Origin of the sequence: Streptomyces gottesmaniae, assembly GCF_031845845.1 — a bacterium.
Taxonomy (GTDB): domain Bacteria; phylum Actinomycetota; class Actinomycetes; order Streptomycetales; family Streptomycetaceae; genus Streptomyces; species Streptomyces akebiae.
Genome location: NZ_JAVRFJ010000041.1, coordinates 77,298 through 102,237, shown reverse-complemented (window position 1 = coordinate 102,237; position 24,940 = coordinate 77,298). Strand labels below are relative to the sequence as shown.

General features: G+C 73.0%; 24 protein-coding genes. 8 read left to right on the top strand and 16 right to left on the bottom strand.

Annotated elements, in window-relative coordinates; genetic code table 11:
• Positions 1-69: 69 nt before the first annotated feature.
• The 3 genes from RM704_RS35600 to RM704_RS35590 all read right to left on the bottom strand — a co-directional run bounded on the left by RM704_RS35600 (position 70) and on the right by RM704_RS35590 (position 3,241).
• Entirely contained in the window at positions 70-633 is a 564-nt protein-coding gene (locus RM704_RS35600) for a hemerythrin domain-containing protein (RefSeq protein WP_033527866.1), read from the bottom strand.
• A gap of 146 nt (positions 634-779) precedes the next feature.
• On the bottom strand, positions 780-2,243 hold the full coding sequence (locus RM704_RS35595) for an aminotransferase class I/II-fold pyridoxal phosphate-dependent enzyme (RefSeq protein WP_033527867.1): 1,464 nt from the start codon (positions 2,241-2,243) through the stop codon (positions 780-782).
• Positions 2,244-2,386: 143 nt separating this feature from the next.
• Positions 2,387-3,241 carry a GNAT family N-acetyltransferase gene (locus RM704_RS35590; RefSeq protein ID WP_033527868.1) on the bottom strand — a complete coding sequence of 285 codons (855 nt, stop codon included), beginning with the start codon at positions 3,239-3,241 and terminating at the stop codon, positions 2,387-2,389.
• 226 nt (positions 3,242-3,467) lie between these two features.
• On the opposite strand from RM704_RS35590, the gene RM704_RS35585 reads away from it, so the two are divergent.
• Positions 3,468-5,162: a dolichyl-phosphate-mannose--protein mannosyltransferase gene (locus tag RM704_RS35585; RefSeq protein ID WP_192829677.1), complete on the top strand. Its 1,695-nt coding sequence runs from the start codon at positions 3,468-3,470 to the stop codon at positions 5,160-5,162.
• 36 nt (positions 5,163-5,198) lie between these two features.
• Here RM704_RS35585 and RM704_RS35580 read toward each other — a convergent pair whose 3' ends face one another.
• From RM704_RS35580 to RM704_RS35555, 6 genes are all read right to left on the bottom strand, one after another.
• A complete protein-coding gene (locus RM704_RS35580) occupies positions 5,199-5,780 on the bottom strand; it encodes a hypothetical protein (RefSeq protein WP_033527869.1) in 582 nt (193 codons plus the stop codon).
• Positions 5,777-5,902 (bottom strand): hypothetical protein, encoded by a 126-nt coding sequence (locus tag RM704_RS35575; protein WP_311592052.1) that lies wholly within the window; start codon positions 5,900-5,902, stop codon positions 5,777-5,779. The genes RM704_RS35580 and RM704_RS35575 overlap by 4 nt, the downstream gene beginning before the upstream one ends.
• Positions 5,903-5,905: 3 nt before the next feature.
• Complete coding sequence (locus tag RM704_RS35570; RefSeq protein ID WP_311592050.1) at positions 5,906-7,072, bottom strand: hypothetical protein; 1,167 nt, start codon at positions 7,070-7,072, stop codon at positions 5,906-5,908.
• Between the two features lie 23 nt (positions 7,073-7,095).
• Positions 7,096-7,932, bottom strand: a complete 837-nt coding sequence (locus tag RM704_RS35565) for a zf-HC2 domain-containing protein (protein WP_033527870.1) — start codon at positions 7,930-7,932, stop codon at positions 7,096-7,098.
• A gap of 2 nt (positions 7,933-7,934) precedes the next feature.
• Entirely contained in the window at positions 7,935-8,495 is a 561-nt protein-coding gene (locus RM704_RS35560) for an RNA polymerase sigma factor (protein ID WP_033527871.1), read from the bottom strand.
• Between the two features lie 109 nt (positions 8,496-8,604).
• Positions 8,605-9,219: a dihydrofolate reductase family protein gene (locus RM704_RS35555; protein WP_033527967.1), complete on the bottom strand. Its 615-nt coding sequence runs from the start codon at positions 9,217-9,219 to the stop codon at positions 8,605-8,607.
• A 251-nt stretch (positions 9,220-9,470) separates the two neighbouring features.
• Between RM704_RS35555 and RM704_RS35550 the strand changes: the two genes are divergently transcribed.
• From RM704_RS35550 to RM704_RS35540, 3 genes are all read left to right on the top strand, one after another.
• Complete coding sequence (locus tag RM704_RS35550; protein ID WP_078937162.1) at positions 9,471-10,664, top strand: carboxylate-amine ligase; 1,194 nt, start codon at positions 9,471-9,473, stop codon at positions 10,662-10,664.
• Between the two features lie 244 nt (positions 10,665-10,908).
• On the top strand, positions 10,909-12,693 hold the full coding sequence (locus RM704_RS35545; RefSeq protein WP_033527872.1) for an N-acetylglutaminylglutamine amidotransferase: 1,785 nt from the start codon (positions 10,909-10,911) through the stop codon (positions 12,691-12,693).
• Positions 12,666-14,984 carry a prolyl oligopeptidase family serine peptidase gene (locus RM704_RS35540; RefSeq protein WP_107072309.1) on the top strand — a complete coding sequence of 773 codons (2,319 nt, stop codon included), beginning with the start codon at positions 12,666-12,668 and terminating at the stop codon, positions 14,982-14,984. Before RM704_RS35545 ends, RM704_RS35540 begins: the two co-directional genes overlap by 28 nt.
• Before the next feature lie 123 nt (positions 14,985-15,107).
• Here the strand turns inward: RM704_RS35540 and RM704_RS35535 are convergent, their stop codons facing one another.
• Both RM704_RS35535 and RM704_RS35530 read right to left on the bottom strand, forming a co-directional pair.
• Positions 15,108-15,665, bottom strand: coding sequence for a phosphatase PAP2 family protein (locus RM704_RS35535; RefSeq protein ID WP_033527873.1), 558 nt, complete (start codon positions 15,663-15,665; stop codon positions 15,108-15,110).
• Between the two features lie 104 nt (positions 15,666-15,769).
• Positions 15,770-16,258, bottom strand: a complete 489-nt coding sequence (locus RM704_RS35530; RefSeq protein ID WP_033527874.1) for a DUF5709 domain-containing protein — start codon at positions 16,256-16,258, stop codon at positions 15,770-15,772.
• Positions 16,259-16,473: 215 nt separating this feature from the next.
• On the opposite strand from RM704_RS35530, the gene RM704_RS35525 reads away from it, so the two are divergent.
• Positions 16,474-17,742, top strand: coding sequence for a cytochrome P450 (locus RM704_RS35525; protein ID WP_078937163.1), 1,269 nt, complete (start codon positions 16,474-16,476; stop codon positions 17,740-17,742).
• Positions 17,743-17,957: 215 nt separating this feature from the next.
• On the opposite strand, the gene RM704_RS35520 is transcribed toward RM704_RS35525, so the two are convergent.
• The gene (locus tag RM704_RS35520) at positions 17,958-18,947 is read right to left on the bottom strand and encodes an SDR family oxidoreductase (protein ID WP_033527875.1); all 990 of its coding nucleotides are present in this window, start codon (positions 18,945-18,947) and stop codon (positions 17,958-17,960) included.
• 220 nt (positions 18,948-19,167) lie between these two features.
• On the opposite strand from RM704_RS35520, the gene RM704_RS35515 reads away from it, so the two are divergent.
• From RM704_RS35515 to RM704_RS35505, 3 genes are all read left to right on the top strand, one after another.
• On the top strand, positions 19,168-20,073 hold the full coding sequence (locus RM704_RS35515; protein ID WP_033527876.1) for a glycoside hydrolase family 16 protein: 906 nt from the start codon (positions 19,168-19,170) through the stop codon (positions 20,071-20,073).
• A gap of 276 nt (positions 20,074-20,349) precedes the next feature.
• Entirely contained in the window at positions 20,350-21,114 is a 765-nt protein-coding gene (locus RM704_RS35510) for an IclR family transcriptional regulator (protein ID WP_033527877.1), read from the top strand.
• A 101-nt stretch (positions 21,115-21,215) separates the two neighbouring features.
• Positions 21,216-22,400: a PP2C family protein-serine/threonine phosphatase gene (locus RM704_RS35505; protein WP_192829678.1), complete on the top strand. Its 1,185-nt coding sequence runs from the start codon at positions 21,216-21,218 to the stop codon at positions 22,398-22,400.
• 184 nt (positions 22,401-22,584) lie between these two features.
• On the opposite strand, the gene RM704_RS35500 is transcribed toward RM704_RS35505, so the two are convergent.
• The 4 genes from RM704_RS35500 to RM704_RS35485 form a co-directional block, all read right to left on the bottom strand.
• The gene (locus RM704_RS35500) at positions 22,585-22,944 is read right to left on the bottom strand and encodes a hypothetical protein (RefSeq protein ID WP_033527878.1); all 360 of its coding nucleotides are present in this window, start codon (positions 22,942-22,944) and stop codon (positions 22,585-22,587) included.
• 358 nt (positions 22,945-23,302) lie between these two features.
• Entirely contained in the window at positions 23,303-23,458 is a 156-nt protein-coding gene (locus RM704_RS35495) for a hypothetical protein (protein WP_311592041.1), read from the bottom strand.
• 34 nt (positions 23,459-23,492) lie between these two features.
• The gene (locus RM704_RS35490) at positions 23,493-24,071 is read right to left on the bottom strand and encodes a DinB family protein (RefSeq protein WP_107072310.1); all 579 of its coding nucleotides are present in this window, start codon (positions 24,069-24,071) and stop codon (positions 23,493-23,495) included.
• Positions 24,072-24,326: 255 nt separating this feature from the next.
• Entirely contained in the window at positions 24,327-24,794 is a 468-nt protein-coding gene (locus RM704_RS35485) for a winged helix DNA-binding protein (RefSeq protein WP_033527879.1), read from the bottom strand.
• Between the last annotated feature and the right edge of the window lie 146 nt (positions 24,795-24,940).

Genomic DNA, 24,940 nt, shown 5'->3' with positions numbered 1-24,940 from the left:
GGCGGCGGCCGGCCCGCCGCCGTCCCGTCCGGCCCGGCCCGGCCGCCGCCGTCCGATCCGTCCGCCGCGTCAGCCGTCCTTGCCCCGGCCGGTCAGCGCGTCGCGCATACGGTCGACGAGGCCCATTCCGGGTGCGAGCAGCTTGTTGGCCGGCGGGGTGTCCGGGGCCGCCGGGTGGGGCCGGGTCGGGGCCGTCTTCTTGGCCGTGCGGACCTTTTCGCCGAGGCCGTTCAGAACGTCCGTCGAGCAGGCCGCGCGCAGCCTGGGGAAGAGGTTGTTCTCCTCGTCCTGGATGTGCGACCTGATCTCGGTCATCAGCTGGGTGGCCAACAGGTCGAAGTCCGGGTCGTCGGCCTCGCACCGCTCCAGCGCCTTCATGGTGCGCTCGGCCTCGGCGTGGTCCTCCAGCTCACGGTCGGCGATCGCGTCGCCGTCCGGGAGGTGCTCGCGGACCGCCGGGTAGAGGTACGCCTCCTCGGCGACCGAGTGACGCACCAGCTCGATGGTGACCTGGTCCATGTGCTGCTTGCGCTGGGGGTCCCCGGAGGGCAGTGCCTCGATCCGGCCGAACAACTCCTCCACTTCCCCGTGGTCCGTGGTCAGTTCGTCGATGACGTCTCCACCGTGTCCCATGTCTTCCGCTCCTCTCCTCGATGCCGCGATGCTTTCGCCATCCGTACCCGTGCGCCTCGTCAGGCCCACGGCGCGACACCGAGTACCCGCGAACGGCCCAGCCACGCGGCCCTCCCGGGGATGTCCCCCGAGAGGGTCCGCCGAGTTCAGCGCCGCGCGACCACCCGTAGCGTCCGGACCGACGCGTCGGCCGCGTCCGGGATGAGGACGCCGTGCTCGACGCCGCTGCGCAGGTGGTCGAGGACGGCGTCGGTGATCACCTCGCCCGGGGCGATGGCGGGCACACCCGGCGGATAGGGGCTGATCATCTCCGCGGAGATCCGGCCCGCCGCCCGCTCGACGGGCACATGCTCCACCTCGGCGAAGAAGGCGTCGCGCGGCAGCATGGCCTGTTCCAGCTCCAGGTCCGAGGGCTCGGGAAGGTGGACCTCGGGCAGCCGTTCGATGGAGTCGGCGCCGTCGACGAGCGCGCTCAGGGCGTCCAGCAGGATCTTCTCTGTCTCGTCGTCGTCGGCGTGGGTGATCGAGGCGCTGATCCGGCAGGTGTCGGAGCCTCCGACGTCCACGTGCCGTTCGGTCCGCAGCCACTCGGCGGCCTGCATACCGCTGATGCCCAGCTCCCGTACGTCGACCACGATCTTCAGCGGGTCGAAGTCGGCGGCGAGCCCCTCCTCGACGACCTCCCGGCCCATGGGCCGCAGACCAGGCAGCCCACCGACCGAGGCACGGATCCGTTCGGCCCGGTGCAGCGCGGCCTCCAGGAGGTCGTGCCCCTGCTCCACCATCTGGCGGCGCCAGCCGTCGAGAGAGGCGTACACCAGGGTGGAGGCGCTGGTGGTGCCGAGGAGGTCCTCGCGCTGCTTGAGGGCCTCCGGGGAGACCCGGTCGTACTGCAGATGGAAGACGGAGCTCTGTTCGACGGCCCCGCCCATCTTGTGGACGCTGGTGACCACCAGGTCGGCCTCGGCGTCCATGCCCCAGGCGGGCAGCCCGGGGTGGAACGGGAGGTGGGCGCCCCAGGCCTCGTCCAGGATGAGGGGGACGTCGAATGCGTGGCACACCCGGGCCACGCCCCGGACGTCGGCGCAGGTGCCCCAGTCGACGGGGGTGATCAGCAGCATGCCCTTGGCGTCCGGGTGTTCCCGCAGCTGTCGGCGTACGTCGTCGGGCTCCGGCGGATGGGCGATGTGGCGCTCGGTGTCGAATTTCGGGTGCACCCAGACGGGGTCGACGCCGTTGACGACCACGGCAGCGATCACCGACTTGTGCGCGTTGCGCGAGAGCAGCAGCTTCTCGCCGGGGCCGGCCACCGCCAGCATCGCGGTCTTCACCGACAGGGAGCTCCCGCAGGTGGAGAAGAAGGCCCGCTCCGCGCCGACCGCGTCGGCCATCAGTTCCTGGGCCTCGTCCAGGACGCCCCGCGACTGCCGACGGTCGTCGAGCCCGTTGAGCGAGAGGACGTCCGAGCGGAACACATCGGCTCCGAGCACCTCCGCGACCCGCGGGTCCACGCCGCGCCCCTGCTTGTGTCCCGGCGGGCCGTAGACGACGTCCCCGCGCCGTCGGAACTCCTGCAACGCCTCCAGCACGGGCACTCGCGAGTGATCCATCTCCGCCTCCAGGAATCTCCCGCCGTGTACGGGGCCTCACGGGTACCCCTGGAGAGCGAACGACACGAGCGAACGGAACGGGCGAACCTAACCGGCGACCCCCGCCAGCGATCGGGGCAGCGCGCGTGACTTTCGAAACACCCCTAGGACCGGGCGGGCTGATCGGCGATCAGAAGGGTGCAGTCGGCGGGGCGGAAGCCGAGGCGCAAGTAGATACGGGCGACGGCGTCCCGCGCGTAGGCGAGGAAGACGGTGCTCACCCCGTGGTCACGGGCATGCGCGACCAGAGCCGCCGTGACGGCGGCCGCCAGGCCCTGGCGGCGGGCGGCGGGAAGCGTGCCGATGCCGCCGATCTCGGTGGTGCCGTCCATCGGGTGGTAGTGGCCGACGGCCAGCGGCGTGCCGTCCGGGGCGACGGCGGCGACCAGAACCTTGTGCCCGGCGCGGAGTACGGGGCGGACCGTCTCCACGGTGCCGTCCGCGATCAGTTCCTCCGCCACCGCCGCCAACCGCGCGCGGTTCGCCGCGCCACCCGCGGTGCCCTTGTCGGCGAAGGCCAGCCGCGGCAGGGCGAGGGCCGCGGGCAACACCGGATCGTCGGCCGTCAGCGCCCGGAGGGTCACACCGTCCGGCACCGGGTGCGGGTCGACGCGGTGGTGGGGATCCAGTGCCATCAACGGCCGTTCCAGCACCGGAAGTCCGGAGCCCTCGATCCCGGCCCGCAGCGCCGGAGCCGACTCGGCCAGCCACTCGAACGCTTCCGGGACACCGAGTTCACGCTGCCGGGCCCGTACGCGCGCGATGTCGGCGGCACCGATCGCCGCGGCCCTTCCGGCGGCGGGCTGGGCGTGTCCGGGCCCGCCGTAGTACGGGGCTCCCGGCTCCGTGCGCACGAACAGCCGCAGCGGACCGAACTCCTCGACGTCCGCGAACAGCGACGGCACGGCGGTGTAGTACCGCTCGATTCGGGCCTGCAACGTCTCGCTCACGTGCCGCATCCCATCACGGCACGACGCCGCCGCGCATCCGGGATTCGCGGCAGGAGGCGGGCAGTTGGCACTGGGCGGCCTCTCGTGCGCGACGCACCGCCCCGCGCCGATCGAACGCGCGCCCATTACGATCTCCGGAGACGAACGGGCGGGGGGGGTGCGGGAGTGGGCGCACCGTTCCGCGTGAGCGGCAGGACCATGTTCGTACACACTCTCGAAGGACGCTGTCACCGCGATGCTCCACGGCTCCCGTCCGACGACGGCGTCCCTCGAACGGATCGACCGTCCGCGCCCGTTCGGGCATGCGGGGCGGCCCCCGAGCGACGTGCGCGAACGGCTGGTACCGCCCTTCCCGGAGCCGGGGACCCGGATCTGGGAGCGCGTGGGGCTCGGGCCGGAGCCCGCGTACCGGGTGGCGAGCGCGATGGGGTGGCTGGGGCCGCTGCTCGTCGCCCTGCTGGCGGGAACGATCCGCTTCTGGCGCCTCGGCCAGCCGCACGAACTCGCCTTCGACGAGACGTACTACGCCAAGGACGCGTGGTCGCTGCTGCGGTTGGGCTATGAGGGAACCTGGCCGGACCGCAAGGTCGCCGACCCGCAGGTCCTGGCCGACCCGCAGGTGGTCCCGCTCTCCGACACCGGGTCCTTCGTGGCGCATCCGCCGACGGGCAAGTGGGTGATCGCCGTCGGGGAGTGGATGTTCGGTCTGGAGCCGTTCGGCTGGCGCTTCATGACGGCGCTCCTCGGGACACTGTCGGTACTGATGCTCTGCCGCGTCGGACGCAGACTGTTCCGTTCCACGTTCCTCGGTTGTCTGGCCGGCACGCTGCTGGCGGTGGACGGTCTGCACTACGTGATGAGCCGGACCGCCCTGCTCGACCTGATCGTCATGTTCTTCGTACTGGCGGCGTTCGGCTGCCTGTTGCTCGACCGGGACCACGCCCGGGCCCGGCTCGCGGCGGCGTTGCCGGTGTCCCCGGACGGGCACGTCCGCCCGGACGGGGACACCGGCGACCACGCCGGTACGGGAGGGCGTCCGTGGCGGATCGCGGCCGGAGTCTGTCTGGGCCTCGCCGCCTCGACCAAGTGGAACGGCCTGTACTTCCTGGCCTTCTTCATGGTCCTGACCGTGCTGTGGGACGTCGGCGCCCGACGCGTCGCGGGGGCACGGCACCCGTACCGGGCGGTGCTGCGCAAGGACGTCGGCCGGTCGGTGCTCTCTCTCGCCCCGGTCGCCGTGGTGACGTATCTGGTGACGTGGACCGGCTGGTTCCTGTCCGACGGCGGCTACGGGCGGCACTGGGCGGACGACCGCGGCGGCCTCTGGTCGTGGATCCCCGCCCCGCTGCGCAGTCTGTGGCACTACGAGTGGGCCGTCTACCGGTTCAACGTGGGCCTGGAGACCTCCCACAAGTACGAGTCGAACCCGTGGAGTTGGCTGGTCCTCGGACGTCCCGTGCTGTTCTCGTACCACTCGCCCGAGCCCGGTGAGGCGGGTTGTCACGCGCTGACCGGCTGCTCCCGGGCGATCCTCGCCCTGGGGACGCCGATGCTGTGGTGGACGGCGTGCTGCGCCCTCGGGTACCTGCTGTTCCGCTGGGCACTGCGCCGGGACTGGCGCGCGGGCGCCGTGCTGTGTGCGGTGGCCGCCGGCTACCTGCCGTGGTTCCTCTACCAGGACCGCACGATCTTCGCCTTCTACGCCGTCGTGTTCGTGCCGTACCTCTGTCTGGCCGTGGCGATGGCGCTGGGCGCGCTGCTGGGGCCGCCGGGCGCGGGCGCCGACCGCCGCAACCGGGGAGCGGTGGCGGTCGGCACCCTCGTCCTGCTCATCGTCTGGAACTTCATCTACTTCTTCCCCATCTACACGGGCCGGACGATCCCGTATCCCGAATGGCAGACCCGGATGTGGCTCGACACCTGGATATGAGCCCCGCCCTGGCGTTCCGGCCGCCGCCCGCGGCGGCTACCGTCGCGGGCCCGCCAGGGCGTACACCGTGACGCCGGTGACGGCGAGGGCCAGGGCCGTCCAGGTGGCCGCCGGCGTACCGGGCGGCAGCAGCATCCAGGTCGCGACCTCCATCGGCGCGTTCGTCGGGGGCGGGGCGAACACCGAGAACGACAGCCAGACGACCGCCGGGGTCCACGCGTACGGCGCCCCGCACACCACCGCTCCGAGGGCGACGAGCCCCGTCAGCCCCGCGCTGTCACGGAGGACGAACTCCGGGGCGACCGGGTCGATGTCCGTCGTCGCCCCCACCGCGAGAAGCACGGCGCCGACGACCGCGCCGATGAGCAGCACATGGGCCGCCCTGCGGGGCCGCCAGCGGATCGCGGCCGTGCGGTCCAGCGCGAGGTCCTGTCCGCCGAGCCCGATCGAGGCGGCCGTCACCCCGGCGACGAGGACGAACACGGGCGTCCTCGGATCGGCCGGCCCCCCGCCGCCGTCCCGGGCGACCGACGCCCACACCGCCGCCGCGCCGATCAGCACGGCGGCGAGCGACGCGGGCACCTGCCGGGAGCGCGTGTACAGGGTCAGCCATCTCATCGGGCAGTACCGCCGTCCAGGATGTCCAGCGGGTCGCCCGAGCAGGAGAGCGCGGCGGTGTGGGCGTCCTTGACCCGTGCGATCTGTTCGGACCACGGCAGGGCCTTGAGTTCGGTGAACACCGGTCACGCCGTGGCGAGTTGGTCGCCCGGCGTGTACACGGACCCGTGGAACGGCCGCAGATCCCCGAGGACCCAGCCCGCGACGACGCCCTGCGCGGCGAGTTCGCCCATGGTGCCGCTCTCGTTGGCGCTGCGGGCGAAGCAGACCGGCGCCACGCCCTGCCCGAGGAGGGCCCGCGTCAGCTGCTCGCCCTGCGCGTCGGCGATCACGCCGTCGGCGAAGTCGACGAGCACGGCCGTGCGCGACCGCTCCGGCGCGTCGAAGATCCCCCGTCGGGCGGTGCTCTCCTTGACGGACGTCGGTGCGTCCTCGCCGAGGGCGCCCCGCAGGAGGCGCAGCGCCTTCTTCCCGGGGTCCGCGAGACCGTCCAGCCGGTCCTGGTGCAAGGCCGCCACGCACACCGGTCCGTCGCACACCTGGGCCGCGGCGGCCGCGTCGACGACGTAGACCCGGCGCGGGTCGGCGGGCAGGACGAGCAGGGCGATCATCGCGCCCGCCAGGACGGGTGACAGAGCGAGCAGCCGGGCGCGCGGCGTCACGGCGGTCAGCAGCGCGAAGCCGGTCACGGCCATACCGAGCAGCCAGACCGTCTGGCCCAGGTGCACGGGGGCGGAGAGGGTCAGGAACACGTCGCGCACCTCGTCGACGGCCGGTGACAGCAGCGTCACCCGGTTGGGCGCCGAGGTCGCCGTCGGCACCCCCGACTCCGTCGACATCCGCAGCAGGTTGACAAACACGAAGGCGGCCACGGCCAGCGCGGGCGGGGTCAGCGGGGAGGGCAGGCTCCGTCCGATCCCCATGCCGAGCAGGGCCCCCGCGACGAGGGCCAGCAGGCCGACCAGCGAGATCGGCAGCCAGCCGAGGTGCGTGTACTCGGTGGCGCCGATCACCTGGGCGGCGCCGAGGAGGACGAGGAGCGTGAAGGTCGTGCTCAGCGTGATCGCCGTGCCGCCCGCGGTCGTGGCGGCGCGGTGCCGGGCTGGTCGTGGTGTGCTCGCCAGCAGCTCGGACATGCGCGACCGGTGGTCGCGCAGCCCCTGGAGCGCGCCGAGCGCCAGGGCGAGCGGCCACAGGAGGGCCAGCAGGAACCGGGTCACCTTCAGCCCCGTGGCCCGGATCTCCCAGGCGTAGGGCGTCGGCGCGAGGTCGGCCGCGGTCACCGCGGACATCACGTGTGGTTCCTTCCCGTTGGTCATCGATGGGCTCCCAGCACGGCGTACGCGCCCCTGCGGGCGATCACGACACCGATGCCGAGCGTGAGGATCAGCACCCATACGGGGAGGCCATTCGCCCGGAGGGCGAGTGGTGTTCGGCCGGTGGCCAGGGTCGGTGCCGCGACCACGGCGGCCCACACCGCGACCAGCGCGAGGGCGGCGCGGGTCACGCCGACGACGCCGCCGAGCGCCAGGGTCGTCGAGGTGAACGCCAGGCAGGGCAGCAGCCACTGGGCGGCCGTCACCCCTGTCACCCATCCGCCGACGAACAGCGTGGGCACGACGAGGACGAGCACGGCCACGGTGCGCCGCAGCACCAGCTGGAGCCCGGCCCTGGGCACGGAGGCCGTCAGCTCGTACGCCGGGTCCAGGCCGCGTGACCACGAGGCCGCGACGCCGAGGACGGGCAGGACGGGGGCGAGCAGCAGCACCAGCGACACCTCGCCGGGGCCGGAGCCCTGTCCGGTGCCGGGGTCGGCGATGTCGAACAGCAGCGCGAGCAGCGTCACGCTCATGATCATGGCCAGCCACGGCGCCGTCGTGGGCGTCAGCCACGTCGACAGCCGGGACCGCAGCCGCCGGCGACGGGGCATGGTGGGGGTGGCGGCGAGCCGGGGTTCGAGGTCGGCCCAGACGGTGCCGACCAGGGCGGTCACGGCGGGCGCGGTCACCGTGACGGCGGCCGACAGCCGGTCCCGGCAGCTCCGGCAGGCCTCCAGGTGGGCCTCCAGGGCCCACACCTCGTCGGCGGCGATTTCCGTGTCGCCGCGCGCGTACCCGTCGATGAGCCGCGTCGACGCGTGTTCCACGCTCATGCTCATGCCAGCGCCCTCCGCATCTCGGTCCGGGCCCGGCGGGCACGGGTCTTGACCGTGCCCTCGGGCACGCCGAGCAGGACCGCGGTCTCCCGGACGGACAGCCCGTCGAGCACCATGGCCTGCAGTACCGCTCTGAGTTCGGGCGCGAGGCGCCGCAGCGCGTCCCCGACGTCACCGCCGACGGTCGCCGCGAGGGCCTCGTCCTCGGCGGCGGGCGCCACGGGCCGCGCGGCGGCCGCGGGCGGGGGTTCCGCGTGGTGGGCCCTGCGCCGGAAGGCGTCGACGAGACGGCGGGCGGCGATCGTCCACAGCCAGCCGACGGCGCTCCCCCCGACGGCGGCCCCGGCGAACGCGCCCGCCGCGCGCCACACCGCCAGATATGTCTCCTGCATGACCTCGGCGACGATCTGCTCGTCGGCGCAGCGGCGCCGCAACCGCACCGCCAGCCACGGCGACGTACGCCGATACAGCTCCTCGAACGCCGCCCGGTCACCCCTCGCCACGAGCCGGACGAGACGCTCCTCGTCCAGTTCGCCCGGTGCCTTCCTGACTGATCTCACACCCCCTAGACGCGGGGCCCGCGCGCCGGGTTTTCCTTCCCGGGTGATCCCCGTCACACGCTCCTGAGGGCCGCCTCGGGGCGGCCCTCGCAGCGGGAGTACGTGGCCGTCACCGCACGAAGCGGTACTTCAGGTGCGTGGCGAGCGGGGTGTGGACCACCCTGACCGTCTCGAGGTCGTGCCGCCCCGCGTCCGGGTCGTCGAAGAGCCGCAGCCCCGCCCCGAGGAGCACGGGCACGACATGCAGTTGCAGCTCGTCGACGAGCCCCTCCCGCAGGTACTGGCGCACCGTGTCGGCCCCGCCCGCGATGTCGACGTCGCGGCCCCCGGCGGCGGCCCTCGCCCGGTCGAGGGCGCTGTGGACCCCGTCGGTGACGAAGGTGAAGGTGGTGCCGCCCTCCTTGACCAGGGTGGGCCTCGGGCGGTGGGTCAGCACGAAGACGGGGGCGCGGAAGGGCGGGTTGTCGCCCCAGAACTCCTCGCCGGTGTCGTACATCGTCCGGCCCATGATCACCGCCCCGGTGGCGTCGAACCACTCGCGCATCAGTTCGGAGTCCCGGTTCTCCTCGCCGCCGGTCATGCCCTGGCGCTCGCGCCAGCTCGCCAGGTTGTGGATCCACTCGAAGAGCGGCTCGGCGCCGTCGCCCCCCGGGTTGTCGAGGGAGACGCCGGTGCCGGCGACGTACCCGTCGAGGGAGATGGCCAAATCCGCAGTCACGGTCACGGTCATGGTGGGGTACTCCTGAAGTCCTGGTTCGTTCTGCCTTCACTCTCACGTCGATCGGGGAGCGCCGCCCTCGACATCGCCCGCCACATCCTTCGCCGCGACCGGCTCGGCCGCTCACACGAGGCTCATTGGCGGCAGAAGTGCAGAGATGGGACTATTTGTGCGTTTGTCGGGAACTCGCACCACGCAGCGGTCGTCGAAGGGCTCAGGCCCGGCGGGCGATCTCGGGTACGGATGAGGGAGAAGCCGTGACCGTTCGTGTAGGCGTAGAGGAAGAGTTTCATGTTCTGGACGCGGAGAACGGGCGGCTGGTCCCCGGGGCCGGCGCGGTCCTCGGTCGACTGCCCGGACCCGAGTTCAAGGCCGAGCTCCAGCGCTCGGCGGTGGAGTGGAACAGCCCCGTCCACTCCACGCTCGACTCCCTGCACGCCGATCTGCGCGGGGCACGGCGGCGGCTGGACGAGGCGGCCACCGGACTCGGTCTGGCCGTGGTCGCGACCGGGACCGTACCGTTCGCACGGGTGACACCGGGTGACGCCACGCCCGATTTCCGTTACCGGGCCCTGGTCGACGAGTACCGCAAGGTCGCCGACGAACAGCTCGTGTGCAGCGCGCAGGTCCACGTCGACGTGCCCGACCGGGACACGGCCGTGCGGATCATGTGCGGTGTCTCGCCCTGGCTGCCCCCTCTGCTGGCGCTGTCCGCCAGCTCGCCGTTCTGGCTCGGCTCGGACACGGGCTACGCGAGCTGGCGCACGATGCTGTGGCAGCGCTGGCCCACCGCGGGACCGGTCGGCTGCTTCACCGGGGCCGCCGACTACGACGCGGCGGTCGAGGACCTGATCCGCTCCGGCGTGATCAAGGACCCGGGGATGGTCTACTACGACCTGCGGCCGAGCGAACACCAGCCGACCCTGGAGCTGCGCATCTGCGACGCCTGCCCGCGCGCCGAGACGGTCGTCCTCATAGCCGGCCTGTTCCGCGCCCTCGTCGAGGACGCCAAGGCCGGCCTGGAGCAGCCCGGCGCGGGCTGCGACGGCAGGCACGAATGGCTGAAGGCCGCGGTCTGGCGGGCCGCGCAGGCGGGCCTGGAGGGCTCCCTCGTCGACCCTGCCACCCGTGTCGCCGCGCCCGCCCGCGAGGTTCTGCAGACCATGCTCCGAAGGCTGCGCCCCGTCCTGGAGGCCCTCGGCGACTGGGACACCGTCCGCGCGCTCACCGAGGAGGCGCTGGCCCGGGGCAGCGCGGCACACCGGCTGCGCGGGGTCGCCGAGCAGGAGGGCATGCTCGCCTGCGTCAGGGCCGCCGTCGCCGAGACCCGCGGCGAGTACGGACGGGGCATCGGCCCCGGAGCCGTCCGCCGACCCGTGGCCGCCGCCGGCGGCGGGGCCGGGCCCACGGGGACCACCGCTGCCTACTCGGTGGAGTCCGTGGGCGGCTGAACACCCACGCGGTGGTGCGGGAGGCAGGCACCGGCTCTCGCCCACCGCCACAGGTCACGGCGCGGAGACCCCCGACGCAGAATCCGTCGTCCGCCCCGTGGTGCCGGTGCCACCGTGATCAAGGAGTGGCTCGCATGCCCAGCAGCAAGACGGAGACGCACCGCGAACGCACCGGCTCGTGCTCGACCGAGGCTTCGCCTCCGGGCCCGTCCGACGGACACCCCCTGCGAGGAGGTGCTGTCTGATGTGCGGTCTCTGCGGAGAGATCCGCTTCGACGGCGGGCGGCCGGACCTGGCCGCCGTCGAGCGCATGACCGACCGACTCGCTCCCCGGGGCCCGGACGGCAGAGGCCTGTGGTCGCAGAACGCCGTCGCCCTGGGTCACCGCAGGCTGAAGATCATCGACCTGTCCGAGTGCGGGGCCCAGCCGATGACGGACCCCGCGGGCCGGATCGCCGGCGTCTTCAACGGCTGCGTCTACAACTACAAGGAGTTGCGTGCGGAGCTGCGCCGCCTCGGCCACCGCTTCTTCTCCGGCTCCGACACCGAGGTGGTGCTCAAGGCCTACCAGCAGTGGGGCACCGCCTGCGTCGACCGCTTCTACGGCATGTTCGCCTTCGCCATCGTCGAACAGGCCACCGGACGCGTGGTACTGGCCCGTGACCGGCTGGGCATCAAGCCGCTGTACCTGGCCCACGCCCCGGGACGGCTGCGGTTCGCCTCCTCGCTGCCCGCGCTCCTGGCGGGCGGTGGCGTCGACACCTCGCTCGACCCGGTCGCGCTGCACCAGTACCTGAGCTGGCACGCCACGGTGGCCGCACCGCACACCGTGCTCGCGGGCGTGCGCAAGCTCCCGGCGGCCACCGTGCGGGTGGTGGAGCCCGACGGCAGCCATCGCGACATCCGCTACTGGCAGCCGTCGTACACCCGCCGGCCCGAGGACGCCGGGATGGACGCGGACGACTGGCGGGACGCGGTGCTCGACGCGCTGCGCACCGCCGTACGCCGGCGCATGGTCGCCGACGTGCCCGTGGGCGTCCTGCTGTCGGGCGGCCTGGACTCCAGCCTGATCGTGGCGCTGCTGGCCGAGGAGGGGCAGCGCGATCTCGCGACGTTCAGCGTGGGCTTCGAGTCCGAGGGCGGCGAGGAGGGCGACGAGTTCCCCTACTCGGACCTGGTCGCGCGACGTTTCGGCACCGACCACCACCAGCTGATGGTGCCCTCGGACCGGGTGTCGACGGCCCTGGACGGGGCGATCGCGGCGATGAGCGAGCCGATGGTCAGCCACGACGTGGTGGCCTTCCACCTGCTCGCGGAACAGGTCGCGAAGGAGGTGAAGGTCGTGCAGAGCGGCCAGGGCGCGGACGAGGTCTTCGCCGGCTACCACTGGTACCCGGACATCGCCGCCGCCCCGAGGGAGCGGGCGGCCGAGGCGTACGCCGAGACCTACTTCGACCGGTCGCACACCGACCTCACCGGAATGCTGCGACCGCACGTGCTGCCCGAGCACGACGTGTCCGGCCGCTTCGTGCGGGAGCACATGGCACGCCCGGGCGCCGAGACCGCGCTCGACGCGACGCTCCGGCTCGACGCCGAGGTGATGCTCGTCGACGACCCGGTCAAACGCGTCGACAACATGACCATGGACTGGGGCCTGGAGGCCCGGGTCCCGTTCCTCGACCACGAGCTCGTGGAGCTGGCCGCCGTCTGCCCGCCGGAGCTGAAGCTCGCCGACGGCGGCAAGGGGGTCCTGAAGGCCGCGGGCCGCCGGGTCCTGCCCGCCGAAGTCGTCGACCGGCCGAAGGGATACTTCCCGGTCCCCGCCGTCAAGCACATGGCGGGCCCCGTGCTGGGGCGGGTCCGTGAGGCGCTGTCCGCGCCGGAGGCCAGGTCGCGCGGCGTGTTCCGGGAGGCCTACGTGGAAAAGCTGCTGGCGGCCCCGGACGAGCACCGCGCCAGGCGTGGGGCGAACGAGCTGTGGCAGATAGCTTTGCTGGAGATATGGCTGCAAACGCACGGAATCAGGTGACAGGGGACCACCCCCGCACGGGCTCCCTCCGCCCCTCCCCCGTCGGCGAGAACCTCGTCGACGGGATGCCGTGGCGCCCCGAGGAGCACGGGCCCGCCCCCGGGGTGCCGGGGGCCGGCGGCCATGACCGCACGGTCGTCGTCCCGCCGCCGGCCGCCACGGCTCCGGTGCAGGTCCCGCTGCCCGACACCGCCGCGCCGCTGGACACACCACAGCCGTTGCGGTCGCACGGCTGCTGGTACCCGTCGGTGGACCCGAGCGGCGGGTACGTCGCGTTCATCTGCGACCGGGGCGGGGTGCCCCAGCTGTGGACCGGACCGGTCGGCGGGGACGAGGTCCATCTGCTGGACTCCGATCCCCACCCGGTCAAGGAGGTGGCCTGGTCGCCCGACGGCCGCTGGATCGCCTACACCACCGCCCCGGGCGGAGGCGAGCACACCAGGGTGCTGTGCGTACGCCCCGACGGGACCGGGCGGCGGATCCTCGCCGGTGCCGAACCGGGCAGCTCCGCCCACCTGGGCTGCTGGCAGCACGACGGGAGGGCCGTCGCCGTCACCGTCGCCGAGCCGGTCCTCACACCGGGCGGGGCCGACGGCGAGGAGGGTGCCGCTCCCACCGGACCCGGCCTCGCCGACCCGGACACCTACACCGCCCCCCGGCCGGCCGGCTGGGCCACCCGCGACGGCCGGGCCGTACTGCTGGGCGGCCCGCACCACGGCGACGCCGGCCCCGGGTCCGGCCGCGACACGGAGATCCCTCAGCCCCACGGCGCGGGAATGCCCGGCGTCCACGACAGGGACGGCGGCGCGCCGGCCCGGGAGCGGACGTCGGGCGGCGGGCTGGCCGCCTATCTCGTCGACCCCCTGGGCGTGGCGGCCCCCACCCTGCTGGCGGTCGAACGCGGCGCCGCGACCCTGCGCGTGTGCGACCTCAGCAGGGACGGGCGTCTGGCGCTCCTGCGCCGGGGGCCGCGCGGCCGTCGCGAGGCCCTCGTCGTACGGACCGGCGACCTGCGGACCACCTTCGCCCTGCACGTCGCCGACGGCGACCCGTGGATCGGCCGGTTCTCCCCGGACGCTACGACGCTCTGGCTGCGCAGCGACGCGGCACGCGAGTTCGCCGCGCTGTTCGCCGTCCGCCTGGATGCCGAGGGCGAGTCGCCGGGTCTGACCGTCGCCGCCGAGCGCGGGGACTGCGGGCTGGAACTGCTGGCGCTCGGACACGACGGGTACACCGCGGCCCTCGCCTGGAACGTGCGCGGCGCCACCGAGCTGGAGGTCACCTCCGTGTCGCCGACGTCCGCCGGGCAGGCCCGGGTGGGGCCGTCGCGGACGGTGTCGCTGCCGCACGAGGTGGTGACGCGTATCCCCCGGGTCGACGGCCACGCGGGACTGGTGCTGGCCCTGTCCGGCTCGCAGCGCCGCCCCGGGGTGTGGTGGTTCCCCGAGGGCGCGGCGCGGCGCACCGCGTGGTCGTCCCGGGACGAGGACGCCGTCCCGCCCGGCCGGCCGCCCGTGCGTCCCGTGCCGCTGCGGCCCGTCGCGCGGGACGGGCTGCCGCTGAGCGGGTGGTACTACCGGGCTCCGGACCGGGGCGCCGGGGAACCCGCTCCCTGTGTGATCCATCTGCACGGCGGGCCCGAGGAGCAGGAACGCCCGGTGTTCAACCCGCTCTACCACGAGCTGCTGGGCCGGGGGCTCGACGTCTTCGCGCCGGACGTGCGCGGCTCGTCGGGGCACGGCCGGTCGTTCGTCGACGCCGACCTCGGTACGGGCCGGTTCGCCGCGATCGAGGACGTCGCCGCCTGCGCGGCCCATGTCGTCGTCGCCGGTCTCGCCGATCCACGGCGGCTGGCCGTCATGGGGCGCTCCTACGGCGGCTACCTGGTGATGGCCTCCCTCGTGTGGCACCCGGACCTCTTCCGCACCGGCGTCGCGGCCTGCGGCATGTCCGACTTCGCGACCTTCTACGCCGGTACCGAGCCGTGGATCGCGGAGTCGGCCGCGCACAAGTACGGCCACCCGGAACGCGACCGCGAGCTGCTGCACGCGCTGTCCCCGATGACCCGGGTGGACGCCCTGCGCGTACCGGTCCTCACGGTCCACGGCGAGCACGACACCAATGTGCCGCTCGGCGAGTCCGAGCAGTTCGTCCGCGCGGCCCGGGAGCGGGGTCTGCGGGCCGAGCTGTTGCTCCTCCGCGACGAGGGCCACGACTTCCTGCGCGCGGACAGCCGAAGGCTCTTCCGCCGGACCGCCGCCGACTGGCTCCAGCGCCACATCGCCGAGTAGGCCGCCGACACCCCCGGCCACCGCTCTGGCACCGACCCGGGCGTGGTCAGGGCAGACGGCTGACGGCTCAGGGCTCAGGGCTCAGGGCAGACAGCCTGCGGCTCAGGGCAGACGGCTGCGGGCTCAGGGCAGGCGACGGACGACGAGGAGCAGCAGGCGCGGGAGGTGGCGGGCGGTCCAGGCGCCGGCCAGGCCGATCACGGCGCCGACGGCGACATCGCTCGGGAAGTGGGCTCCGCTCTGCACCCGCTCGACGGCCACGAGCACGGTGGGGACCGCGCACGCCGCGCCGGCCGCGGGCCAGGAGGGCCAGACCGCGGCCGTGAAGGCGACCGCGCCGGCGGTGTGGCCGGACGGGAAGGACGAGGACGCGGGACGGTCCTCGACCTCGGCGTGCGGGTACCACTCCTTCGGCGGCCGGCGCCGGTCGACCAGCTGCTTGCCGACGGCGTTGGAGCCGACCTGCGCCAGCGTCAACGCCGCCAGCCCCGCAGCCGCCGCTCTCCGACCGCGCCCGCCGCCCCACCAGGACATCACCACGGCCGCCGCGCACCACAGCTTGGCGCGTTCGGCGCTCTCCTCCACCGCCCACAGCGGCTTGCCCACACGGACGGGGTCCCAGGCCGCCAGCCGCCGGGCGATCCACCGATCCGCCGCGCGGAGCCGGGCCGACACTCTCATGCTCCAGGTATGCCCCGGTCGCCCCGAGATCGCGCAAGGCCGTGCGTGGCACGGCGGAGGAGCGGTCGGCTCCTGCGCGGTCGCGGGCCGAGCCGTTCGGCCGTTCAGTCCCGCGGCGGGTCCGCCGGGGGCAGCCGGTCGTCGGGGACGACGTGCATCGCCGCCTCCTCGGCGCCGGCCGCTCCGCCGTCGATGCCCTCGTCCTCGGCGACGAGTTCCTTGGTGGTGTCCGTCCGGGCGCCCTCGTCGGGTGCGACGAGGCGGCCGGCGCGGTCCGATCCGGCCTCCGGATCCAGGGGTTCGCCCTCCCCTCCCGGGAGGTCGCCGATGCCGTCCCCGGCCGGGGCCTGCACGTCGGGCTCCTCCTGACGCAGTCTGTCGTCCAGGCTCTCGCCCTCGTGCTGCTCCGCCGCCGTGGTGCCGCTCTTGGTGACGCCCAGCGGCCTCTCCGGCGGCGAGTAGCCCTCGTCCAGCATGTCGTCGTACGTACGTTCGTCGATGGCGTCCTGGAGATCCAGGGGAGCGGCGTCCTCCTGCTCCTCGTTGTCACCGGTGGGCTGGTAGGCGTCGTCCGCCATGTTCTCGTCGCTCATGATCGCCTCCGGGAGGGGTCGGCCGGTTCGTGTCTCCGTGCGGAGTACCGAGTTCCGCGGGGTGTGACACCTCTGGACGGCTCAGCACCTCGATCTGTACGGCTCTGTACCGTGATCGCCCCCTCGTCGCGTCGGTCGGGCGCGCGCTCCGGCCATCCGTGCGGTGCCCGCTCTCCCCGCGTTACCGGCCGACCCGGGCGGGCACTCGGGTCGGCATGACTCAGAGTCCTCGCACCCCGCTGGTCGACAGTTCGCTCGCGGCCCTCGTCAAGGGGTACACCTGGCTGCCCGACCGTCGCCGACGTACCGCCGGCCCCCTGGTCCGCGCCCGCCTGACGGGACGGCACGCCGTCGCCCTGTGGGGCCCGGAGGCCGTGCGGTTCTTCTACGACGAGCGGCACGTGGAACGGGCCACGGCGTTGCCGGGCCCGGTGCTGAGCACCCTGTTCGGCCACGGAGCCGTGCACACCCTGGACGGTCCGGCCCACCGCGTACGCAAGGAGATGTTCCTTTCGCTGCTCACCGGCCCGAAGGCCGTCGCCGATCTGGTGGAGCACGTCGCCGACGCCTGGGACGCGGCCGTGCGGTCATGGCCCGGACGACGCTCGGTCGTGCTGTTCGACGAGGCGAGCCGGGTGCTCGCGCTGGGTGTCTGCCGGTGGGCCGGGATCCCCCTGGACGAACCCGCCGCCGCGGACACGGCACGGGACATGGTCGCCATGGTCGACGGCTTCGCCACTCCGGGACCCCGGCACTGGCGGGCCCGCCGGGCCCGCGACCGCAGCGAGGCCTGGCTGGCAGACCTGGTACGGGACGTCCGGGAGGGGGCCGCCACCGCGCCGGCCGGATCGCCGCTGGACGCGGTGGTCCGGCACCGGGACTCCGACGGCCTGCCCCTCGACCCGCACACCGCCGCGGTGACCCTCCTCAACATCGTCCGTCCCACCGTCGCGGTGTGCTGGTTCGTCACCTACGCCGGTCACGCGCTGCGGCTACGGCCCGACGTCCGGGAACGACTGGCCGAGGACGACCCCGAGTACGCCGTGGCGTTCGCCCACGAGCTGCGGCGCTTCTACCCGTTCGCGCCCTTCGTCGGCGGGGTGGCCGTCACCGACCTCGAGTGGCGGGGCGAGCCGATCCCGGCGGGTGCCATGGTCCTGCTCGACCTGTACGGGCAGAACCACGACCCCGACCTGTGGGACCTCCCGTACACCTTCGAGCCGCAGCGCTTCCTGGAGCGGCCGCCCGGCCGCGACGACCTGGTGCCGCAGGGCGGCGCCGACCGCGCCACCGGCCATCGCTGCCCCGGCGAGGACGTCACCGTCGCGCTGCTGCGGGCCCTGGGGCCGCGGCTGGCCCGGCTCACCTACGAGGTGCCCGCCCAGGACCTGCGGATCCCGCTGACCCGGGTGCCGGCGCGTGTGCGCAGCGGATTCGTCATGGAGTCCGTCCGGGTGCCGACGCGGGTGGGCGCGTCCCGGTAGCCGGTAGGACGCGCCCAGCAGCACGGCGCGCACGGCGCGCACGGCACTTTCGCGCTTGGGTGCCGGGGCGGTTCCGGCGGCTTTCCACCAGGTGGGGGTGCGGGCCGCTGGGCCCGCACCCCCACCACACCCCGTCCGACGCACCCCGCCGACGCGCCTCGTCCGACGCGCCTCGTCCGCTCCGGCGGCGGTTTCGCCCCGGGGCGGGCGGTGGCTCAGGCGGCGGCCATCTCCCGGCTGATCCTGCGTCCCGCAGCGGCCACACCCGCGCCCACCACGGCCACGACGGCCGTCCTGCGCAGGGCCGTGCGCCGCCTGCCGCCCCAGCCGCCGTGCACGGCTCCCTCGCCGGGAGCGGGCACGTGCAGCGTCCCGTGAGTGGCCGGGGCCTCCTCGTCTTGGGACAGATGGGTCCTGTCGGTCTGCCGAGCCATCACCCGCTCCGCCAGGGCCGGGTTCCTGCGCGCCCTGCGCACCAGAGCCCGCCCCGCGGGGCCGACCACCACTTCCCGGTGCGGGTGACGGACCAGGTCGACGACGGCCTTGGCGACCCGTTCGGGGCTGTAGACGGGCGGCATGGCGACCACCTTGCGTCCGGTGTAGTTGGCCGACTGCTCGAAGTGCGGGGTGTCGATGGTCGCGGGCATCACCGTGCACACCCGGACGCCCTTCACCCCTTCCAGCCGCAGCTGCTGCCGCAGGCTCGATCCGAAGCCCTGCACGGCGTGTTTGGACATGCTGTACGGGTGGCTGTACGGCTGGGCGACGGCTCCCACGATCGAGGAGATGTTGACCAGCGTGCCGCGCCCCTGCGCGCGCATCACCGGCAGAGCGGCGCGCGCCCCGTGCACATAGCCCATCACGTTGACGTCCAGGACCCGGCGGAAGTCCTCCAGCGGTACGTCCTCGAACCGGCCGAAGGCGTTGACCGCCGCGTTGTTGACCCAGACGTCGATCCGGCCGAACTCCCCCACGGCGCGCCCCGCCAGGTCCTCGACCGCCTTGGCGTCCGTCATGTCGGTCGGCACGACCAGCGTCCGCGCCCCATGGTGCTTCTCGCACTCCCGAGCGGTCGCCTCCAGCGCCTCCTCACGGCGGGCGGCCAGCACCACGGCGCACCCCTTGCGCGCGAAGGCCTCGGCCGTGGCCCTGCCGATCCCGCTGGACGCTCCCGTCACCACCACGACGTGTTCCCTCAGTCGCATTCCGTACCTCCTCAGGTCCGACGTCCCGGACGTGTCGAGTCCCGGACGTGTCGAGTCCGGCTCCGCGGTCCGAGTACCCGAAACCACCGATTCACCTCGGCGGCGGCGGAACGCGGCCGTCCGGTAGGCGACCCGTTCCGGGGATGGCGCCGGAACGGTCGCGCGGTGACGATGCTCCCTCGCACCACGTATCCCGCACCGGGTCGAAGGGGGCTTCGCGATGGGTTCGCACGCGGCACCGAAACGTCGAGGGCGCGCACTGGGCCCCTCCCTGGGTCTCATGCTGCTGGTGGCGCTCGTCGGCGTTCCCCGTGCCGAGGGAGCGCCGGTGTCGGCCGACGCCTGCCGTGTCGCGGGCACCGAACTGCCCCGGGGCGACTGCGGACCGTTCTGGCAGGTCCTCGCGGAGGACTTCGACGGCGACCGGGTGCCGCTCGGCGGATTCAGCGACTGCGAGCACCGGGTCGACACCTCCGCCGCGCACTGCGGGGGCCTGCGCGGCGCGTACCGCGACAACTGGTGGGCATACCCGACGGGTTGGCGCGACACGGCCAACGACCGGGGCCGGGACGTCGTGGGTGTCTACCACCCGGAGGACACCGTGAGCGTGGGCCCTGCGGAGAACGGCGACGGCCGCATGTTCATCCGGATGTGGCGGCCCGCCGACGGGGGCCCGGTGCACGCTGCGGCGGTGGTACCCCGTGCGGTCATGCAGATGAAGTACGGCAAGTACAGCGCCCGTATCAAGGTGACGAAGCTCGCCCCGGGCTACAAGTCGGCCTGGCTGCACTACGGCGGGGGCTGCGAGATGGACCATCCCGAGGGTGAGTGGACCGGCGACCTCACCGCCTTCCACCATCCCTGCGGTGGCGGTGAACAGGGCTACTTCCCGGGGGACGACGACTGGACGCGGTGGCACACCGTGTCGACCGAGTGGACGCCCGGCCATGTGCGGTTCTTCGTGGACGGGCGGCAGGTGGGGCACGACGCGAGGAACGTGCCGGACCGGCCGCTGTCATGGGTGCTGCAGAACGAGAGCGCCCTGGAGGGGCCGGGCGCGGCCCCGGGCAGCAGCGCCCAGCTCGACATCACCTGGGTGGCGGCCTACGCGTACGGGTGGAAGTGATCGCCCGGCGCGGGCGAGCGGCACCGGCGGGGCTCAAGGCGGTGGGCTCGGAGGTGGACTCGGAGCGGTGGGCCGGGAGCCGTGGGCCGGAGCCATCGGCCCGGAGCCGTAGGCCTGGAGCCGTGGGCCGGGAGCCACCGGCTCGGACACGTAGGCCGGGAGCCGTGAGCCGGGGGCCATCGACCCAGCTCCGTAGGCCTGGAGCCGTGAGCCGGGAGCCATCGGCCCGTCCGGGCGGAGCTTGCCCGGGCCGCGCGCCCGGCGCACGCTGGTCGTATGGCTGCGCACGAAGGCCCCGGCCCCACACTCATCACCTCCGTGCAACGCGCCTTCCGCCTGCTGGAGGCGGTGAGCGCCCACGAGAACGGCGCGCCGGCGAAGCAGCTGGCCCGGGAGACCGGGCTGCCTCTGGCCACCGCCTACCACCTGCTGCGGACCCTGGTCCACGACGGCTACCTGCGGAAGCTGGCCGACGGCGGGTTCGTGCTGGGCGACAAGGTGACGGCCCTGCACACCACCGGCCGGGGGCAGGCACTGCTCAGCCGGGTCCGGCCGACGCTCGCCGCGCTGCGGGACGAGCTCACCAGCGCCGCGTACCTCACTTTCTACGAGGACGGTGAGATCCGGGTCGCCGAGATCGTGGACAGCGCCCGGGCGCCCCGGGTGGACCTCTGGGTGGGGTTCGAGGACGCCGGGCACGCCACCGCGCTGGGCAAGTCGGTGCTGCGCGAGCTGGACGAGGAGTCCCGCAAGGACTACCTCTCCCGGCACCATCTGGCCGACCTCACCCCGAGGACCATCACCGACGCGCCGGAACTGCTCCGCCGACTGGACTCCTCCCCCATCGCGCCGGCCGTCACGGACCTGGAGGAGTACGCCCTCGGAACGGTCTGTGTCGCGGTGCCCGTGTACAGCGGGGACACGCTCGGCTCGCTCGGGGTCTCGCTGCGGGCGGACCGGCTCTCCCGGCTCGACGAGGTCCGGGCCCGGCTGCTCCCGACCGCGAGCCGGGTGACCCGCGGTCTGTCGCTCACTATCTGAAAATCGACTCCTTGTGGCGCCCGAGCCGATCCTCTTTCCTGGATCAAACGGACAATTCTGGAGTACACGCTCCACGCACAGGTGAGGACTGCGGGCGAAACATGAGTCACACCCGAGAGCTCGGTGGCGACCACGGAACGATCGGGCCGTCCCGGAAACGACCGGCCGCCCCGAGGGCGGCGGCCCGGAACCGGGTCACCACGCAGATGGCCTCCGGGACGCCCGTACTGCCCCTGCTGATCGTCTCCGTCATCGTCGTCGTCGCCCTGTTCGGTGGGGCCGGGCTGACCTGGCTGCCACTGCTCGCAGCCGGACCCGCGCTGGCCGCCACCACCAGCGGGCCGGGCGGCGTCCTCTGCGTCGGACTGCTTGCCGGGGCGCTGGGCACGATGCTCGGCGTCCGGGAAGGGGCGCCGGGCCATGAGTTGGCCGCCGTGCTGTCCGCGCTGGCGGCCGTCACCCTGGCGAGCGGCCTGGCCGCCGCGTTGCGGGGGCGCCGCGAACGGGTCCTCGCGGCCGTCCGCTCGGTCGCCGAGGCCGCCCAGCACGCGCTTCTCCAGCCGGTGCCTGGGGTCGTCGGCCCGTTCCAGGTGGCCGTCCGGTACAGCGCGGCCGCTGCCGAGGCCCGTATCGGCGGGGATCTGTACGCACTCGTGCCCACCCCCTACGGCGTGCGGCTGATCGTGGGCGACGTGCGCGGCAAGGGGCTGCCGGCGGTGGGGGTCGCCGCTCTGGTGCTCGGGGTGTTCCGCGAGGCGGCGTACGAGGAGCCCGACCTGCTCGCCGTCGTCGACCGGATCGAGCGGAGCCTGGCCCGCAACCTGCGCTGCGACGACTTCGTCACCGCCGTGGTCGCCGGGCACGCCGAGCCGGATCGGCTGGAGCTGGTCAACTGCGGGCACGCGCCGCCGCTGCTGGTGCACGGCGATGACGTGGTGCCCGTGGAACCGGCCCTACCGGCACCGCCCCTCGGCCTGCGTGCCCTCACGGGCGAGACCCCCGCGCTCCAGACGCTGCCCTTCGCCGACGGTGACCAGCTGCTGCTCTACACCGACGGGGTCACGGAGGCCCGGGACCGTGACCGCGAGTTCTACCCGCTCACGGAACGGCTGGCACACCATCTGTCGGAGGAGCCGACCCACACCCTCACGGCCCTGCACACCGAACTGCTGAAGCACGTGGGCGGCCGCCTGCACGACGACGCGGCCCTCCTCCTGCTCCGCAAGCCGACACCGACGCCGACGCCGACGGCCGCACCGGCCCACGGCAGGCGATCACGATCTTGATCTGACCGACTCCCGGGCTTCGGAACACCGGGGCTCGGGGTAGCGGGGGCTCAGGGTGGCGGGGTAGGGGGGTTTCAGTGTCTCGGAGCCGCCGGACCTGCGGCTGCGCCTCCCGACCTCGGCGCGGTTTGCGGGTCGCCGAGCGAGTACGGAACGGCCATCTCGAACGCCGCGGACGGGCGGTTCATGAGGGTTTCTTGCACACTCCTGTGACCGAGATTCCGAAGCCACCTTTGCTGTCGCCCGCCTGAGCGGCGATCTCCTCCGGTACCGGTCCGGCGCCGAGCATGATGTCCCACTTGCCCGACGAGAGCATGGTGAGTTCCACGTCCAGGGCACCGTGGAGCTTCCACCCCCGTGTCCGCAGACGGTGGGTGATGAGGGTGAGTTCAGCGCGGCCGGGAATCTCGGGTGTCAGGATCGCGCCGGTTGCCATGCAGGGGGGAACTTTCGCGGCGGCGGCACGTGGGTCCTCCACGACGCGGAGGTGGTCTTCTCCGACGTTCTTCGCGGCGTAGCGAAGGTCGCTCAGTACCTGCTCCATGGTCTTCTCAACGGCTGGCGACGCCTTCCCCGCAGACGGCAGGGATGCCGTCGCCGAAGCTCCTGGCATTGTCGCCTCGGCGCCTCCGCAGGCGGTGAGCAACAGCGCCGCCGCGATCGTGGCGGCGATCGCCGTGGAGTGTCTGAGCCGTGTCACTGTCCCGCCCCTGGGTGATGCGGACCCGGCATGGACTACCAGGTCAGAGGGGGTGAGTGTGCCAGGCCGGGTCCGCTTCCGTCCACAGATCCTCACCGAGGCCGGTACCGGCGACTTTCCAGGGAGCAAGAGCCGACGAACCCTCCACCAGCAACCTTGTTCCAACCTGGCACACGAGCGGCCTCGCCGCAGGAACAAGCCGTCAGGCCCTTTCGGGCTTGCGTGCCAGCAGGCAGGCGTGCGGTCTCTTCACCCGTCCGCCAGGCTCCTGCTCCAGCCTCGCGGTGACGACGAGTCCGGCCTGCTCCATCAGGCCGACCATGCTGTCCAGAGGCAGGAGGTACGACTCGTAGGACACCGGACGGCCATAGCTCTGGGTCGGCTGCAGCCGCTCATCGCCGACGTAGTCCCCCCAGAGCAGGTAGGCGCCGGGCGCGAGCGTGCGGTGGAACTCGGCGAACATGGCCGGCAGCCACTGCGGGGGCGGCGTGACCGTTGTGACGTGCGTATTCCTCGATCATGTGCACCATGATCCAGCGTAGGGAGATCCCCTGATCGCCGACGTGACTCACCTCCCGCTCGGACAAGCGGCCGGAGTCGTCCAACGACGCATCAGCGATCAGCTCACGCCCTAGGGCGGTCTCCGCCTGCCAGGCAGCCGTCGCCTCGTCGAGTCCTCGTTCCGGCTCGAGGGCGAAGCCGTCAAGGTTGCCCTCTCCGAAGACCGGCGACACGGTCAGACCTGCGAACACACGCTGGAACCAGTTGCGCTCCACCTCGGCCATGTGCTGAACGAGACCGAGCAGCGTCATCGGCGACGGTGACGCAGCGGCAAGCCGTAATTGATCGTCTTTCAGGCCCGAACACTTCAGGGCGAGAGTCGCACGGTGAAAGTCCAGCCATGCTTCGAGCATGGCCCGCTCGTCAGCATGCGCGGGTGGGATCGGCCGTCCATCCGGTGTCGTCTGCATGAGCACACCCTGGCAGCAGCGGCCGTGAGCCACGACCGTCTTCGCTGGCGACGAACACGCGTCTCGCCCGTCCTATGACGCCGACCAGTGACGTCAAGTCTCGTTGCTGGCAGAGACCTTGGACCCGCCGCACCGGCCAGCCGTCCCCCGACGACACACAGGGACAGACGCAGCCTGCCGGTCGCGGTCACCGGGCATCACGTGGAACAACGACGGCCTCCTGGCGGTCGGTTGTAGATGTCGCCGTCTGGTGTGTCAGGCGACCGTTCCGCCCGCGTTGCGGGTCAGCCGCTGGAGCACCTTCACTGTGGTGACGTAGTCCGCGTCGGCGATGCCCTCGTGAAGGGCGGCGCGGATCGCCGGCGCGTTGCGCGCGAGGTCGAGGCGGGCCTGCTCACCGTCCTCGGTGAGCCACAACCGGTCCTCGGCGTCCCGGGCCAGCCAGCCGCGTTCCAGAAGCACCTCGGCCTCCGCCGCCAGATCGTCCTCGGGTCGAATGTAGGACGTCATGGCCTTCCTCAGCTCGGGCAGCGTCATCCCCTCACCGTTGGGCGAGATGTCGTTCGCGGACAGGTTGCGCAGCAACCAGAACTGAGGCTGCGTATAGCCCTTTTCGGCCTGCTGGGCCCGGGTGTACGCGATGAGCGCCTCGTAGGCGACACCGGTCCAGTACGCGGCGGGCTGTCGGGCCAGATCGGCGTCCGAGCTCTGGTGGGTCGTCACGGTCCCCTCCTCGTGCTTCGGTGCGGAACCTGCACGCTGGGCAGGTCATGCAAAGACCGTAGGACCTCAAGTGCAATTGAGGGCAAGCGGGTGTAGGCCGTCTTCCCCGGTCCGTAGCGTTCCGGCAGGTCACGCGACATGGGGTC

Bases quoted from the DNA above. Each gene is read 5' to 3' on its own strand.
- RM704_RS35520 (WP_033527875.1), bottom strand. From the start codon at position 18,947: ATGCGACTGAGGGAACACGTCGTGGTGGTGACGGGAGCGTCCAGCGGG.
- RM704_RS35580 (WP_033527869.1), bottom strand. From the start codon at position 5,780: ATGAGATGGCTGACCCTGTACACGCGCTCCCGGCAGGTGCCCGCGTCG.
- RM704_RS35590 (WP_033527868.1), bottom strand. From the start codon at position 3,241: ATGCGGCACGTGAGCGAGACGTTGCAGGCCCGAATCGAGCGGTACTAC.
- RM704_RS35515 (WP_033527876.1), top strand. From the start codon at position 19,168: ATGGGTTCGCACGCGGCACCGAAACGTCGAGGGCGCGCACTGGGCCCC.
- RM704_RS35540 (WP_107072309.1), top strand. From the start codon at position 12,666: ATGGCTGCAAACGCACGGAATCAGGTGACAGGGGACCACCCCCGCACG.
- RM704_RS35585 (WP_192829677.1), top strand. From the start codon at position 3,468: ATGCTCCACGGCTCCCGTCCGACGACGGCGTCCCTCGAACGGATCGAC.
- RM704_RS35530 (WP_033527874.1), bottom strand. From the start codon at position 16,258: ATGAGCGACGAGAACATGGCGGACGACGCCTACCAGCCCACCGGTGAC.
- RM704_RS35505 (WP_192829678.1), top strand. From the start codon at position 21,216: ATGAGTCACACCCGAGAGCTCGGTGGCGACCACGGAACGATCGGGCCG.
- RM704_RS35525 (WP_078937163.1), top strand. From the start codon at position 16,474: ATGACTCAGAGTCCTCGCACCCCGCTGGTCGACAGTTCGCTCGCGGCC.
- RM704_RS35600 (WP_033527866.1), bottom strand. From the start codon at position 633: ATGGGACACGGTGGAGACGTCATCGACGAACTGACCACGGACCACGGG.
- RM704_RS35565 (WP_033527870.1), bottom strand. From the start codon at position 7,932: ATGAGCGTGGAACACGCGTCGACGCGGCTCATCGACGGGTACGCGCGC.
- RM704_RS35490 (WP_107072310.1), bottom strand. From the start codon at position 24,071: ATGCAGACGACACCGGATGGACGGCCGATCCCACCCGCGCATGCTGAC.
- RM704_RS35510 (WP_033527877.1), top strand. From the start codon at position 20,350: ATGGCTGCGCACGAAGGCCCCGGCCCCACACTCATCACCTCCGTGCAA.
- RM704_RS35500 (WP_033527878.1), bottom strand. From the start codon at position 22,944: ATGGAGCAGGTACTGAGCGACCTTCGCTACGCCGCGAAGAACGTCGGA.
- RM704_RS35595 (WP_033527867.1), bottom strand. From the start codon at position 2,243: ATGGATCACTCGCGAGTGCCCGTGCTGGAGGCGTTGCAGGAGTTCCGA.
- RM704_RS35535 (WP_033527873.1), bottom strand. From the start codon at position 15,665: ATGAGAGTGTCGGCCCGGCTCCGCGCGGCGGATCGGTGGATCGCCCGG.
- RM704_RS35570 (WP_311592050.1), bottom strand. From the start codon at position 7,072: ATGTCCGCGGTGACCGCGGCCGACCTCGCGCCGACGCCCTACGCCTGG.
- RM704_RS35545 (WP_033527872.1), top strand. From the start codon at position 10,909: ATGTGCGGTCTCTGCGGAGAGATCCGCTTCGACGGCGGGCGGCCGGAC.